The following is a 14,419-nucleotide window of genomic DNA, read 5'->3' as shown; positions in this document are numbered from 1 at the left end:
GAGCTGTCGCGCCGGAGTCCGCAGCCATGGCCGAACCCTCATCCAACAAGGCCTTCCCGGTCTCCTGGGACCAGTTCCACCGCGATGCGCGCGCGCTCGCCTGGCGGCTGGCCGAGAAAGGGCCGTTCGAGGCGATCGTCTGCATCACGCGCGGCGGGCTGGTGCCGGCCGCGATCATCTGCCGCGAGCTCGGCCTGCGGCTGATCGAGACCGTCTGCGTCGCGAGCTATCACGACTACAAGAACCAGTCCGAGCTTCAGGTGCTGAAGGACGTCGCGCCCTCGATCAAGGCGATCGGCGACGGGCGGGGCAAGGGCGTCCTCGTCGTCGACGACCTGACCGACACCGGCAAGACCGCCCGCGTCGTCCGCGAGATGCTGCCCAACGCCCATTTCGCCACGGTCTACGCCAAGCCGGCCGGCGTGCCGACCGTCGACACCTTCGTCACCGAGGTGAGCCAGGACACCTGGATCTATTTCCCCTGGGACATGGGGCTGTCCTATGTCGAGCCGATCGCGCGCGACCACAAGGGCTGAGGGGGCGTCAGCCCGCCGCGCCGAAGGCCAGCACCATCCCCGCGACCGCGACCGCCATCCCCAACGCCTCCAGAACGGACGGCCATTCGCCGAGCAGCGCGATTCCGGAGAGCGCCGTGACGATCGGCACCAGCGGCAGGAAGAGCGCGGCGCGGCTGGCTCCCAGCGCCTCGACCGCGCGGGTATAGAGAAAGAGCGCGAGCGCTCCGACGAGCAGCCCCTGATAGACGGCCTGCAGCAGGATCGGCTGCCAGGCGACCGTGCCGAGACGGCCCGGCAGCAGCCACCAGACCAATGGCAGGAGCGGCAGCGACAGGATGAGCGTCGCCAGCGTGACCTCGACCGCGTCGGCCCGCCAGCGTCGCGCCAGAAGGCCGAAGACGGACCAGAGCAGCGCGATCAGGACGAAGAGCAGGTCGCCGATCCAGGCGTCGGCGCGGGTCGGCGCGCCCCGCAGCGCCTCCCAGGAAAACAGGCCGATGCCGAGCACGAGCAGGCCGAGCCCGGCGAGCCGCAGCGGACCGGCGCGTTCGCCGAGCCAGATCCAGGCGAGCAGGGCGGTGCAGATCGGGATCAGCCCCGGCGAGATCACCGAGGAGTGCAGCGCCGGCGCGAAATACGCGCCGCCGACCAGGATCATGCTGTAGCTCGGCCCGATGATCGCGGTCAGGATCAGCGCCCGCCGCCAGCCCAGCCGCCCGACGGGGAAAGGCTTCAGCCGCGCCAGCGCCAGCGGCAGCAGCGCGATGGCGGCGGTGGCGAAGCGCAGGATGGTGACGTCGCCGGCGGTGAGCCCGTCGAGCACCGACTGGCGCGAGATCACAGCCTGCACGCCCCAGATCAGCGCGGCCGCGAGCCCGCAGGCGATGCCGAGCCAGCGTCCTTCCGTGCGCGACGGGTCCGGCGACGGCGCGGGAGCGGCTGGCGGTTGCGGAGCGGCCGTGGTCACGATCTGGATGTCCGTCGGGAAATCGGCGAGACGAAAGCCTCGCCCGGTCTGCTATGGCGGCTGGAGATCGGGCCCAGCAAGCGCATGGCCGCCGCGCCGGCCCGAGCATCGCGCATGGCGGCCGCGGTTGGGGCAAGGCGGGGGTCCGGACATCAAGGTCCGAAACTTGCCTGCCGTGTCATGAATGGAGAGCCGGGTCGCGATGGATATCAGCACAGGATCGATGGAGCCGGAGGCGCTCGCCGCCGAACTGCGGGCGGCGATCGTCGCGGCTCAGGCCGACGCGCGGGAGGATCCCTTCGGCAACCCGGTGCTGAGCGTCGCGCTCTGGCTGACGCGGCGGATGGATCGCGGCGAGATGAGCACCGGAAGCGCGCTCATGCTGGTGCGTCATCTCGGCCGGCAGGCGCTCGCCGGGCGGGCGGAGCGCACGGCGCGCTATGTCGGGCTGACGCGCGACCCCGACGCCGTCCTGGCCGCGATCGCGCGCCGGCTCGTCGACGCCGCCTTCGCCCGCGAGAAATCCTTCGCGCATTTCTCGGCGGCGGTGCGGCGCGTCCGGTTCGCCGCCGTCTTCACCGCCCATCCGACCTTCGGCATGGGCCGGGGCCTCGCCCATGCGCTGGCGGCGCTGGCCTCGGGCGACGCCGCCGGGGCGGCCGCGATCGACGCGGAGGCGCTGTCGTTCCGGCCCGACGGCGCGATCACGCTGCAGGACGAGTTCGAGCAGGCGCGCCATTCCGTGCGCCATGCCCGAGACGCGCTCGACCGGCTGAACGCCGCGCTGCTGGCCGAGGCGCGCGAGCACTGGCCTTCGCGCTGGCGGGAGCTCGGCCCCCGCCCGCTGATCCTGGCCTCCTGGGTCGGATGCGACACCGACGGGCGCACCGATATCGGCTGGTGGGACACGCTGCGCTACCGGCTCGAATCGAAGCAGGGCCAGTTCACCCGCATCCTCGAGAAGCTGCCGGCGGGCACGGCGGCGGACCCGGTGCGCAGCCTCGTCACGGATGCGCTCGCCGCCGTCGAGCGCCAGCTCGCGCTCGCGCCTCCGATCTCCAGCCAGCCGACGCTTGCGGCGCTGCAGGCGTTTTCGCTCGCGCTGGTCAATGAGCGCGAGACCGCGCTGCCCGAAGCCTCGAGGCTGATCGCGGCGCTCGACGGGGCGATCGCCGCCGCGCCGGACGACGAGACGGCGCTTTCGCTCTGCCTGATCAGGGCCGGCTGCGTCGCGCATGGCGTGTCGATCGCGCTGCCGCATTTCCGGCTCAACGCCTCGCAGCTCCACAACGCCATGCGCGGCGTCATCCCGCTGGAGGAGGATCCCGGCCTGCCGGCGCACAGGCGCGCCTTCCTCGGCGCCGCGAACGCCGAGCTCGCCAGGGTCGAGGCGATCCCGGTCGATTTCGGCGCGCTCGCCGCCGAGCGCGCCTCGGCGACGCGGATGACGATGACGATCGCGCAGATCGTGAAGCATCTCGACGGCTCGCGTCCGGTTCGCTTCCTGATCGCCGAGACCGAGACCGGCTACACGCTGCTCTGCGCGCTCTGGCTGGCGAAACGCTTCGGCATCGACGGCAAGATCGAGATCTCGCCGCTGTTCGAGACGGCCGAGGCGCTGGAGCAGGGACCGCGCATCATCGACGAGGCGCTGCGCAGCCCGCATTTCCGCGACTATCTGCGCCGCGTCGGGCGCTTCTGCGTGCAGTTCGGCTACTCCGATTCGGGCCGCTACATCGGCCAGGTCGCCGCCTCCTTCTTTATCGAGCGGCTGCGCCTGCGCATCGCCGATCTGCTGGCGCGCTACGGGTTGGCCGACATCGAGCTCGTCATCTTCGACACCCATGGCGAATCGGCCGGGCGCGGCGCCCATCCCGAGAGCCTGAAGGACAGGCTCGCCTATCTCGATCCGGCCTATCCGCGCCGCTCCTTCCAGCAGGCCGGCATCGCGACCGTGCGCGAGACGAGTTTCCAGGGCAGCGACGGCTATCTGCTGTTCGGCTCGGGTCCGCTGGCGGCGGCGAGCGTCGGGCGCATCGCCGAGGCGGTCTTCACCGACCAGCCGCCGAGCAGCGACCCGATCTATGACGAGCCCGATTTCGCCACCGAGTTCTTCCAGACGGTGCGCGAGGAGATGACCGCGCTCGTCGACGATCCGGGCTATGCCGCGCTGATCGGCACCTTCGGGCCCGCGCTGCTCGACAGGACCGGCTCGCGCCCGGCCGCGCGACAGAGCGACGCCGGCGGCCCGACCATGATCCGCCATCCGCGCGAGCTGCGCGCCATTCCCAACAACGCCATCCTCCAGCAGCTCGGCTGGCTCGCAAACAGCATCCACGGCATCGGCCAGGCGGCGGCGCGCGCGCCCGATCTCTACCGCCAGATGCGCGAGCGCTCCGACCGCTTCGCCCGCGCCATCGGGCTCGCCGAGCGCGCCATGGCCCATAGCGATCTCGACGTGCTGCGCGCCTATCTCGACACGCTCGACCCGGGCAGCTGGTTCGACCGGGCGCGGCGCACGCAGCGCGAGGGCAGGCGCGAGGAGCTGCTCGGCGTCGCCGGAGCGCTGGCCCGGCTCGATCTCGCGCCTTCCCTGCGCAAGTTGTTCTGGCGACTCTCCTCCGACCGGCTGAAACTGAACGCGGTGACGCGGGAGACGCCGCGTATGGCGGTCTCGCTCGTCGCCCTGCATGCGCTCAGGCTGGCGGCGATGCACCGGATCTGGTTCCTGGCGACGCATATCCCCGATTTCCGGCCACATGCCGGGCTCACCCGCGACGGGCTGATCGAACGCATCCTGCGTCTCGACATCCCGGCCTCGCTGACGCTGCTCGGCGAGATCTTCCCGCTCGCGCCCGATCCGACCGCAGGGCTCGATTTCGGCGAGCCGCCCGGCCCGCGCGAGGGCGGCGCTTATCAGGCCCTGCATCGCGACGTCTTCGCGCCGATGCGGGACAGTTTCGCCCTGCTGCGCGAGATTTCCGGCGCGATCCAGCACGAGATCGGCGCGTTCGGCTAGTTTTCGCGCCCGTTGATTGCAACGCGGCCGCAACCGCTTAGGTTGGAACCAGAGGAAACGCCAACCGGAGCCCGAGCCAAACATGGCCGCCGCCGAGACCGATCTGCCCGTCTTCGATCCCTCCGCCGCGCGCATCAGCCTGTTCCGCGCCCTGCTGCAGGCCTCCGCCCGCCACGGCAAGGGCCGCATCGCGCTGGAGGATCCCGAGCGCAAGCCGCTGAGCTACGGCAACCTCGTGCTCGGGGCGCTGGTGCTGGGGCGCAAGCTCGCCGGCCTGACCGCGCCCGGCGAGCGCGTCGGCCTGTTCCTGCCGAACGTGCAGGCGCTGCCGGTGACCCTGTTCGGCCTGACCGCCTTCGGCCGCGTGCCGGCGATGCTGAACTTCACCGCCGGCCTGAAGAACCTGAAGGCGGCCTGCGAACTCGCCGAGCTCAGGACGATCGTGACCTCGCGCCGCTTCGCCGACCAGGCCAAGCTCGACGACGAACTGGCGGCGATGGGCGAGGGGCGGCGGATCATCTATCTCGAGGATGTCCGCAAAGAGATCACCAGCCTCGACAAGGTTTTCGGCGCGATGCGGAGCCTGGCTCCCGCGCTGGCGCACAGGCCTTACGAAGCCAGGCCGGACGACGCCGCCGTCGTGCTCTTCACCTCCGGCACCGAGGGCAAGCCCAAGGGCGTCGTGCTCTCCCACGCCAACCTCGTCTCCAACGCCCGCCAGATCTTCACGCTCGCCGCGGGCTTTCTGTCCGAGCGCGACGTGGTGATGAACCCGCTGCCGGCCTTCCACTCCTTCGGGCTGACGGCGGCGTTGCTGATGCCGCTCTTCCACGGCATGAAGGTCGTGCTCTATCCGAGCCCGCTGCACTACAAGCAGGTGCCGAACCTCATCGGCGAGACCGGCTGCACCTTCCTGTTCGCGACCGACACCTTCCTCCAGGGCTATGCCCGCGCCGCCGAGCCGAACGACCTGAAGAGCGTGCGCTTCGTCGTCGCCGGCGCCGAGCGGGTAAAGCCCGACACGCGAAAGATGTGGGAGCCCTACGGCACCACCATCCTCGAAGGCTATGGCTGCACCGAATGCTCGCCGGTGCTGGCCTGCAACACGCCGGTCGCGACGCGCGAGGGCAGCGTCGGGCGCCTGCTGCCCGGCATCGAGGCGAGGCTCGATCCGGTCGAGGGCATCAACGAGGGCGGCAAGCTCCGCGTGCGCGGGCCCAATGTGATGGCCGGCTATCTCAGCGCGGACGAGCCTGGAAAGCTGATCCCGCCCGAGGGCGGCTGGCACGACACCGGCGACATCGTCGTCATCGACGACGGCTTCATCCTGATCAAGGGTCGCGCCAGGCGCTTCGCCAAGCTCGGCGGCGAGATGGTCTCGCTGGCGGCGGTGGAAGCGATGGTGTCGGGGCTCTGGCCCGGCCACAACCACGTCGTCGTCTCGCTGCCCGATCCGCGCAAGGGCGAGCAGCTCGTGCTCGTCAGCGAGAACCCCAACGCCGACCGCGCCGCCCTGCAGCTGGCGGCGAAGGAGCAGGGCTTTCCCGAGCTGTGGGTGCCGCGCGCCATCCTGGCGACGGCGGCCATTCCCGTGCTCGGCAACGGCAAGATCGACTACGGCGCGACGCGCGAACTCGCCGCCTCGCGCCGTTCGCTGCTGTGACGCCACAATCCTGATTATGGTGCGCGCCATGATCACGCTCCCTGCCTCATCGCTGTTCGCGACCCTGCGGGTCTTCTCGCTCGCCCCCGCCCTCGCGCTGGCGTCCCCGGCCGACCTCGCCGCTCAAGGCGCGGGCGCGGTCTATGAACGCCGCGACGAATGCATCGCGGCCGGCCTGCTGACGGCGGCGCAATGCGAGTTCGCCTATCGCAACGCCCGGGCCGAGTACGAGCAGAAGGCCCCGCGCTATGCCAGTCGGGAGCTGTGCGAGCGCAGCCACAAGCGCTGCGGCGCGCAGATCATCGCGACCGGCGGCTGGGATTCGCTCGGCAAGGGCGGGCCGGCAACCTATGCGCCGCGCTTCATCGGCGTGCGCATCGCCGGCGACGGACCGGCGCGGCGCGCGCTGCCGGCGCTCGAGGGAGCAGGCCGCATCGTCTTCGCCGGGCGGCCGGTCAGCGAGTTGCAGGACAGGGTCGCCGGCCGGCAGGCCGTGATCGGCCTGGCCAGCGCGCGCGGCCAGGGCCGCGGCCAGAATCCGCAGTCGAGCGGCCCCAATATCCGCCGCGGCGACCGCGACGACACCGTGCCGGTGCCGATGGAGCAGAAGCGCATCGGCGCCGACGCCGCGCCCGGCCTCTATGTCGATCCCGACGGGGTGGAATGGTACAAGCCGGCAAGGCGGCGCTGAGGCGCCCGCATGCGGGGCGGCGCTTGCACGCGGCGCTTGCGCCGGCTACCGCTGCGGACAGGCGGACGTGGCGAAACTGGTAGACGCAAGAGACTTAAAATCTCTCGGCCCGAAAGGCTGTGCGGGTTCGATCCCCGCCGTCCGCACCATCGGTCGTCTTCGCGGCCGTGATCGGCGGGTTGGACGGCATGGGCGTCCATCCTGAAAAGCAGAAAGCTGGACGCGAGCTTTGGGCCGAGGCCTCACGGGGTCGTCGCGGATGAACCCTTGCCGCGATCTTGAGCCGCAAGGCAGGCGGGCTGCGACGGATCGCGGCGAACCGCCCGATGCATCGTCGCGCCCTCGTTCTAGCCCACCCGCTCGGGCCATTCCCGGTGAAGATCGTCGATGATGAAGGCATGGGCATGGAGATTGCCGCCCGCCCCGGCGAGATGGGGATGGTCGGCGGGCAGGTCGACATGGCGGTGGGCTACGTCGTCCCTCTCGTCGGACGGCCAGACGCGCATGGCAACGGCGACCGAACCGAGCGTCAGCAGCGCGAAGACGCCGAAGGTCATTGAGATCGGCAAAGCCGCGCCGAGCCATCCGGCAAGGGGATAGGTGACGAACCAGCAGGCATGGGACAGGGCAAACTGGGCAGCGAACACGGCCGGGCGATCCTGCGCATGGGCGGAACGGCGCAACAGCCGGCCAGAGGGCGTCTGCACCGCCGAATAGCCCAGGCCGAGCAGCAGCCAGGTCGCCAGCAGCCCCGGCCAGAGCCCCGCGCCAGCGACCGTCGTCGCGGCCGAGACCTGGATGCCCGCAACCGCGATCAGGAGCACGCAGCCGAGATAGATCGCGGCCGAGAACATCACGCGCCGGTCCGGCAGCGCCTCCAGCAGGCGCGGCAAGGCAAGCGCGGCGATCATCGAGCCTGCGCCGAAGCACGCCAGCGCCAGCGCGACCTGACCATCTCCGAGCCCCAGCCGGCCCTTCACGAAGACGATGGTGTTGACGATTACCATGGCGCCGGCGGCGGCGGCGGCCATGTTGAGCGCGAGCAGGCCGCGCAGCCGCGGCGTCGCCAGATAGATCCGCATGCCGCGCGTGGTCTTGTCGTAGATGCCGCCCGGCCGCACCGTCGCGGGCGGGACTGGCAGCGTCACCGACAGGACGAGCGCGGCCGAGACGACGAAACCGACGACCGTGCCGGAGAAGAGCCAGTGATAGCTGATCAGCGTCAGCAGGGCGGCCGCCAGCATCGGGCTGATCAGGCTCTCCAGATCATAGGCCAGCCGGGACAGCGACAGCGCCTTCGTGTAGTCGTTCTCATCGGGCAGCACGTCGGGGATAGTCGCCTGGAACAGCGGGGTGAAGGCGGCCGAAGCCGACTGCAGCAGAAAGATCAGGACGTAGATCTGCCAGATCTCGGTAACGAACGGGAGCAGCAGCGCGATTCCCGCCCGGATCAGATCCATCGCGATCAGGAAGGCCTTGCGCGGGAGTCGCGCCGAAAAGGCTCCGACGACCGGCGCGACGGTGACGTAGGCGATCATCTTGATCGCCAGCGCGGCGCCCAGCACCGTGCCGGCCCTGTCGCCGGCGAGATTGAAGGCGAGCAGCCCGAGAGCGACCGTGAGCAGGCCGGCGCCGAGCAGGGCGATGACCTGCGCGAGGAAGAGCCGGCCATAGATGCGGTTGGCGAGGACGGCGAGCATCGGTCTGGCCTTCAGAGGAACTTGGCGATCGCCTTGAAGTCGTCGATCGGCTGACGCTGGGCGCGCGACAACCCGCCGACCGCCTCGTCGAGACAATGGTCGAGATGATCCTGGATAAGCGCCTTCTTGGCCTGCCCCACCGCTTTCTCGACCGCCTGCAACTGCTGCGCAATCTCGACGCAAGGCTTCCCGGCCTCGATCATCGCGACGACGCCGCGCAAATGGCCTTCCGCCCGCTTCAGCCGTCTGGCGATGGCGGGATGACTTTCATGGCGACGGGGCTGGTCCATGCCGTATCCTATCCTCCGGGAGGGGATATGGCAAACCGGCGTTTCCCGTCATCGCCGAGCCGGCCGACCCGCTCAGTCGAGCCGGCTGACCAGGAGCTTGTCGATGCGCCGCCCGTCGAGATCGACCACCTCGAAGCGCCAATGGCCCTTCTCGAAGAACTCGCCGACACTGGGCAGCCGGTTCATCTCGGCGAGCACGAAGCCCGCGACGGTCTGGTAGTCGGCGTCCCTCGGGATATGGACGCCGAGCTCGTGCGAGAACTCGTCGACCTGCATCCAGCCGGCGACGAGCCAGGAGCCGTCGCTGCGCGTCACGATCGGCGGCTCGCTCTCTTCCTCCTCCTGGAAGGCGCCGATGATCGCCTCCAGCACGTCGCCGGGCGTGATGATGCCCTCGAAATGGCCGTACTCGTCGAAGACCAGCGCCATATGCACCTTCGAGGCGCGGATGTCGCGCAGGATGCGCAGCGCGCTGGCGGTGTCCATCACCACCGGGGCCTCGTCGACCAGGTCGCGCAGGTCATGCGTCTCGCCGTCCGAGAGCCGGTCGATCATGTCCTTGACGACGCAGACGCCGATGATCGAATCCGGCTCGCCGTCCTGAACCGGGAGGCGCGAGCGCCGGGTCGTCCGCAACTGCGCGCGGATCTCGTCGGCCGTGTCGGCGAGGTCGATCACCTCGACCTCGCGGCGCGGGGTCATCAGCGCGCGGGCCGAGCGGTCGGCGAGACGCATCACGCCGGAGATCATCTCGCGCTCGTCGCGCTCCAGCACGCCGGCGGTCTCGGCCTCAGCGATGATGGTGCGGACCTCCTCCTCGGTGACCGTCTCCTCCGGCTCGCCCTTCTGGCCGAGCAGGGCCAGCACCGCCTTGCCCGAGATGTTCAGCAGGAAGACCAGCGGCGCGCCGATTTTCGCGATCAGCGACATGGCGGGCGCGACGCGCGCGGCGACCTTTTCGGGATCGCGCAGCGCGATCTGCTTGGGCACGAGCTCGCCGATGATCAGCGAGAGATAGGTGATCGCGACGACGACGATGCCGACGCCGAAGCCGTCGGCGACGGCCGGCGTCAGTCCCTGCGTCTCGAGCCAGTGGCCGAGCCGCGCTCCGAGCGTCGCGCCCGAGAACGCGCCCGAGAGCACGCCGACCAGCGTGATTCCGATCTGCACGGTGGAGAGGAAGCGGCCGGGATCCTCGGCGAGGCGCAGCGCGGTCAGCGCGCTCTTGTTGCCCTGATCTCCGAGAACCCTGAGCCTGGCGGGTCGCGACGAGACGACGGCGAGCTCGGACATGGCGAGCAGACCGTTGATCACGGTCAGGGCCACGACGATCAGGATCTCGGTTAACAAAACTGGCCTGCATCATGCGAAAGCCGCATTCGCCGGCGGCCCGCTTCCACGGGGTTTATAGCGTAAGATCACGGCGATGCGATGGGACATCGCAAAGATTCGTCAACGGGGGAGCGAGCCGGATCAGGTCGCGAGGTAAGCCACGACCCTGGACGCCGGCCGACGCTCGGCTCCGCCGGTCCGCGCGGCGACCGGCCATTCCCGGCGCCTCGCGCCGCGCTTCGCCGAGGCCGAACCCGCATCGGCCCTGGAGCCGGCGCGCGAACGGCTCGCCGAACTGGAGGCCGAGAACGCGCGGCCGCGGGCCGGACCGTCGGTGCGCGGCTAGCGGCGGGGCGGCTCGCCCGGATCGATGACGCGATATTCGGCCTCGATCACGTCGACGCGCTCCGAGGGGCGCGGTTGATCGGCGAAAGGATCGGGCTGGCCGAAGCCGGCCGCCCTGAGCCGGCTGCGGATGCGCCACGCCGCGATCGCGCCGACGATCATAACGACCGGGATCAGGATCAGCGCCAGGCTCGCCGCCAGCAGGAACAGCGTCACGCCGACGACCACGCTCGCCGCCATGGCGAGCCAGGTCGCCCAGGCCGGTCGGCCCGCTGCCGCTCCACCCGGCCGCTGATGCAGATTGACGCGGATCATGTCGCTTTCGTCCCGGTTGATCGAGGACCGAAGATAGGAAGCGAATGCGGCGAAGGCGAGATCGGTTTCCCGCGGCCGGGATACGCGGCTCAGGCACGCTCGCGCCAGTCGTAGAGCCAGTCGTGACGGCGGCGCAGTCCGTCCGGGCCGAGCCGCCTCATCACCAGATCGCGCGCGAAGCTCCAGGGGCGGCCGAGATGATAGGCGCGCCCGTTGCCGCGGCTGGTCTCCTGCACGCGGGCGACGCGCTCGGCGCGTTCCCGCGCATAGGCCGCCATGGCGGCGGGCACGCCGGCCGCGCCGTCGCGTTCGAGATGGCCGGCGAGCAGCCGCGCCAGCACGGCGGCGTCCTCGATCGCCAACGCCGCCCCCTGCGCCAGGAACGGCAGCACGGGATGGGCCGCGTCGCCCAGCAGCGCGATCCGGCCCCTGGCCATGGCGGCGGGCGGCCGATCGTAGAGCGACCAGACCTGCCAGGAGCCGGCGGCCGAGGCCAGTTTGCGCAGGGCCGGCGCCGCGCCGGCGACCTGGCCGGCGAGCACGGCATTCTCGCCCGCATGCGACCATCCCGGCCGGGCCGCGCGGGCGGCGCGGATGATGACGAGATTGGTCTCGCGGCCGCCGGAGACGGGATAATGCACCGCGTGCCGGTCGCGGCCGAGATGCAGCGTGACCTGGGCCTCGCCCTGCACGCCGCCCGGCAGCGGCACCAGCGCGCGCCAGGCCTCGAAGCCGGTGAAGGCCGGGAAGCTGGCATCGCCGTTGAGTTCGCGCAGCCGCGACCAGATCCCGTCCGCGCCGATCAGGCCGAGCGCGGAGATCGTTTCCGCCTGGCCGCTCTCGGCGACAAGCGTCGCGCTGACCCCGTCCGCATCCTGCTCGACCGTCTCGACGCCGCGCCCGACGATCAGCCGGATGTTCGGAAGGCTGCGCGCGGCGTCGAGCAGCAGCATGTGAAGGTCGGCGCGCTTGAGCAGACGGAACGGGCTCTCGCCTTCGCCCGCGCTCATCGGCATTTCGGAGAGCGCCGCGCCGTCATGCCAGCGCCGCACCACCAGCCGCCGCGCCGTGACGCTGACGCGCTTCAGCGGCAGGCGCAGATCGAGTGCGTCCAGCACCTCGCCGGCATTGGGGGACAACTGGATGCCGGCTCCGCTCTCGGCGAAGCGGGTGCGCTTTTCGGCCACGATGACGGCCATGCCGCGCCGGGCGAGCGCGACGGCGGTCGTCAGCCCGCCGATTCCGGCGCCGGCGATCAGGATATGCGGGGCTGTCACGGGCAGCGGCCGATGCTGCGGTCAGGCGGCCCGGGCGGTTTCGTGATGGGCGCAGTCCGGCGGCGCGCAGGCGCCGCCCTTCAGCGTCGGCTCGTATTTGAACAGCGTCGAGCAATAGGGGCAGACGATCTCGACGTCGCCGCCCATGTCGAGGAAGACATGCGGGTGGTCGAAGGGCGGCTTCGCGCCGATGCACATGAACTCCTTCGCGCCGACATGGATGACGGCCGCGCCGGGGTCGTTGTGGAAATGCGGGATGCCGGTCTCGGCCATGAGTCTGCTCTTGCTTCGAGTATCGATCCGATCGCGCGCAAGCTATCGCGCCGCGCCGCGCCGCGCCAGTGCGCGATTGCCTCAGGGTCTCCGCAGGCAGGCCTTGGCCAGTTCCGACATCCGCGCGCTTTCGTCGGGCGTCAGCGTGTTGTCGAGCGTCTTGCGCCAGAGGTTCTCGCGCTTGAGTTCGCCCATCGTGCAGGCGCAGAGCGCCTTGCAGTCGGCCGCCGGAATGGTGGGCGCGGCGCAGGAGCGCTGGCAGGAGAGCATGAACGGGCGCTCCTCCGGGACCGCGACCGGCGCGACCTGAAGCGCCAGCAGGATCGCGCCGATCAGGACGGGCTGGTGGATCAGGTAGAAGGCGAGGCTGTGCCGGCCGCACCAGCGCAGCAGCCGCGCGACCGGGTTGTCCGGGTTCCATCGCGCCCAGCCCGGCAGCGCCTCGCGCGCCAGCACCAGCCGCGCCAGCGCCATGCCGCCGAGCACGCAGCCGAACCACGGGAAGATCGGCACGAAATCGGCGCTGCGGATCGCGATCGGCGACAGGCCGATAAAGGCGAGCCATGGCTCGTCGAACCAGGCCAGGTCCAGCGCCGGATGACCGACGATGAAGGGCAGCGCGAAGGAGAGCGCCGCAGCCGCCGCCAGCACGGGGACCGGCGCGCGGATGAAGGCGAGGCCGAGCACGCTCGCCAGCGCGATATGATGCAGGATGCCGAAGAAGACGAAGTTCTCGGGTATGGCGAACCGCGTCGCGACGGTGACCAGCAGCGCGGCGGCCGCCACCATCGCAAGTCGCTTCAGAAAGGCGGCGCGTTTCAGCCCGCCTTGCGTCGCCAGCACCAGGTTGACGCCGACCAGCGTCAGGAACGAGCCGGCGATGATGCGCGCGAACCAGCGCCAGCCCGGCTCGCTTGGCACGTCCGTCTCGATCAGGCCGAAGAAAGAGAGGTCGTAGGCGAAGTGGAACACCGCCATCGCCATCAGCGCGACGCCGCGAGCGAGATCGACGAGCGGGATGCGCGGGACGGCGGTGGGCGAAGCGGTCTGGCTCATGTCGGTTCTCATAGGCAAGCCCCGGCGTTTCGGCTACCCAAAGCCCGCCTCGCATGGCAGGGAAAGGCTCATTCATCACAGATCACAGACGACTCGCCATGCGGCACTTTTCCTCTGACGGCGTCAGCCTCGCCTATATCGATCTCGCGCCGACGGCTGAGCCGCACGGCAAGGCGATCGTCCTCGTTCATGGCTTCGGCTCAAGCCACGCCGTCAACTGGGTCAATACGCACTGGACGAGGACGCTGACCCATGCCGGCTACCGCGTCGTCGCGCTCGACAATCGCGGCCACGGCGAGAGCGAGAAGCTGTACGAGCCCGCCGCCTATTCCTCGCAGATCATGGCCGAGGATGTGCGCCGGCTGATGGATCATCTCGAGATCGGCCGGGCCGCCGTGATGGGCTATTCGATGGGCGCGCGCATCTCGGCGCATCTGGCGCTGGCGCATCCCGAGCGGCTGAGCGCGCTTTTGCTCGGCGGGCTCGGCATCCATCTGGTCGAGGGCGTCGGCCTGCCGCTCGGCATCGCCGACGCGATGGAGGCGCGCTCGCTCGACGAGCTGACCGATCCGATGCAGCGCATGTTCCGCGCCTTCGCCGAGGCGACGAAGAGCGACCTCAAGGCGCTCGCCGCCTGCATCAGGGGCTCGCGGCAGACGCTGACAAAGGCGCAGGTCGGCGCGATCTCGGTCCCGACCCTGGTCAGCGTCGGCACGAAGGACGACGTCGCCGGCTCGGGCGACAGGCTGGCGGCGCTGATCCCGGGCGCGGCGGCCCATGCGATCGAGGGCCGCGACCACAACCTCGCCGTCGGCGACAAGGGCCACAAGCAGGCGGCGCTCGATTTCTTGGCGCGGTTGTGATCGCCGGGCGTAGAAAATTATTCTACACCAAGGGGTTGGCGCGAGGCGCTGCCAAAGAGAGTCCTTTGCTTGAGAGCCTGATTCAGCTAGGAGAGAGGCCATCGACATCC

At 70.3% G+C, this 14,419-nt stretch carries 13 protein-coding genes and 1 tRNA gene; 6 read left to right on the top strand and 8 right to left on the bottom strand.

What is annotated here, in order from left to right; translation table 11 throughout:
* The first annotated feature begins 26 nt into the window (after nucleotides 1-26).
* Nucleotides 27-536 carry a xanthine phosphoribosyltransferase gene (gene gpt, locus AC1RRW_RS11245; RefSeq protein ID WP_492900829.1) on the top strand — a complete coding sequence of 170 codons (510 nt, stop codon included), beginning with the start codon at nucleotides 27-29 and terminating at the stop codon, nucleotides 534-536.
* Nucleotides 537-543: 7 nt separating this feature from the next.
* Here gpt and AC1RRW_RS11240 read toward each other — a convergent pair whose 3' ends face one another.
* The gene (locus AC1RRW_RS11240) at nucleotides 544-1,485 is read right to left on the bottom strand and encodes a DMT family transporter (RefSeq protein ID WP_492900828.1); all 942 of its coding nucleotides are present in this window, start codon (nucleotides 1,483-1,485) and stop codon (nucleotides 544-546) included.
* A gap of 202 nt (nucleotides 1,486-1,687) precedes the next feature.
* Here AC1RRW_RS11240 and AC1RRW_RS11235 point away from each other — a divergent pair, with 202 nt between their 5' ends.
* From AC1RRW_RS11235 to AC1RRW_RS11220, 4 genes are all read left to right on the top strand, one after another.
* Nucleotides 1,688-4,504, top strand: a complete 2,817-nt coding sequence (locus AC1RRW_RS11235) for a phosphoenolpyruvate carboxylase (RefSeq protein ID WP_492900827.1) — start codon at nucleotides 1,688-1,690, stop codon at nucleotides 4,502-4,504.
* Nucleotides 4,505-4,586: 82 nt separating this feature from the next.
* Nucleotides 4,587-6,167 (top strand): AMP-binding protein, encoded by a 1,581-nt coding sequence (locus AC1RRW_RS11230; RefSeq protein WP_492900826.1) that lies wholly within the window; start codon nucleotides 4,587-4,589, stop codon nucleotides 6,165-6,167.
* Between the two features lie 28 nt (nucleotides 6,168-6,195).
* Nucleotides 6,196-6,858 (top strand): DUF1190 domain-containing protein, encoded by a 663-nt coding sequence (locus tag AC1RRW_RS11225; protein WP_492900825.1) that lies wholly within the window; start codon nucleotides 6,196-6,198, stop codon nucleotides 6,856-6,858.
* A gap of 61 nt (nucleotides 6,859-6,919) precedes the next feature.
* Nucleotides 6,920-7,007: transfer RNA gene (locus tag AC1RRW_RS11220), tRNA-Leu, on the top strand.
* A 198-nt stretch (nucleotides 7,008-7,205) separates the two neighbouring features.
* On the opposite strand, the gene AC1RRW_RS11215 is transcribed toward AC1RRW_RS11220, so the two are convergent.
* The 7 genes from AC1RRW_RS11215 to AC1RRW_RS11185 form a co-directional block, all read right to left on the bottom strand.
* The gene (locus AC1RRW_RS11215; RefSeq protein WP_492900824.1) at nucleotides 7,206-8,558 is read right to left on the bottom strand and encodes an MFS transporter; all 1,353 of its coding nucleotides are present in this window, start codon (nucleotides 8,556-8,558) and stop codon (nucleotides 7,206-7,208) included.
* An 11-nt stretch (nucleotides 8,559-8,569) separates the two neighbouring features.
* Nucleotides 8,570-8,848 (bottom strand): metal-sensing transcriptional repressor, encoded by a 279-nt coding sequence (locus AC1RRW_RS11210; RefSeq protein WP_492900823.1) that lies wholly within the window; start codon nucleotides 8,846-8,848, stop codon nucleotides 8,570-8,572.
* Between the two features lie 72 nt (nucleotides 8,849-8,920).
* Nucleotides 8,921-10,183, bottom strand: a complete 1,263-nt coding sequence (locus tag AC1RRW_RS11205) for a hemolysin family protein (protein WP_492900900.1) — start codon at nucleotides 10,181-10,183, stop codon at nucleotides 8,921-8,923.
* A 339-nt stretch (nucleotides 10,184-10,522) separates the two neighbouring features.
* Nucleotides 10,523-10,840 carry a hypothetical protein gene (locus AC1RRW_RS11200; RefSeq protein WP_492900822.1) on the bottom strand — a complete coding sequence of 106 codons (318 nt, stop codon included), beginning with the start codon at nucleotides 10,838-10,840 and terminating at the stop codon, nucleotides 10,523-10,525.
* A gap of 89 nt (nucleotides 10,841-10,929) precedes the next feature.
* Nucleotides 10,930-12,117 carry an FAD-dependent monooxygenase gene (locus AC1RRW_RS11195; protein WP_492900821.1) on the bottom strand — a complete coding sequence of 396 codons (1,188 nt, stop codon included), beginning with the start codon at nucleotides 12,115-12,117 and terminating at the stop codon, nucleotides 10,930-10,932.
* Between the two features lie 21 nt (nucleotides 12,118-12,138).
* Nucleotides 12,139-12,390, bottom strand: coding sequence for a zinc-finger domain-containing protein (locus AC1RRW_RS11190; protein ID WP_492900820.1), 252 nt, complete (start codon nucleotides 12,388-12,390; stop codon nucleotides 12,139-12,141).
* 81 nt (nucleotides 12,391-12,471) lie between these two features.
* Nucleotides 12,472-13,446 (bottom strand): acetyltransferase domain-containing protein, encoded by a 975-nt coding sequence (locus AC1RRW_RS11185; protein ID WP_492900819.1) that lies wholly within the window; start codon nucleotides 13,444-13,446, stop codon nucleotides 12,472-12,474.
* Between the two features lie 98 nt (nucleotides 13,447-13,544).
* Between AC1RRW_RS11185 and AC1RRW_RS11180 the strand changes: the two genes are divergently transcribed.
* The gene (locus tag AC1RRW_RS11180; protein WP_492900817.1) at nucleotides 13,545-14,309 is read left to right on the top strand and encodes an alpha/beta fold hydrolase; all 765 of its coding nucleotides are present in this window, start codon (nucleotides 13,545-13,547) and stop codon (nucleotides 14,307-14,309) included.
* Nucleotides 14,310-14,419 lie beyond the last annotated feature (110 nt).

The organism is Allobosea sp. GW821-FHT12C12, from assembly GCF_058807355.1.
The sequence above is the reverse complement of the archived record's forward strand: the minus strand, read 5'-3'. Positions and strand labels throughout refer to the sequence as shown.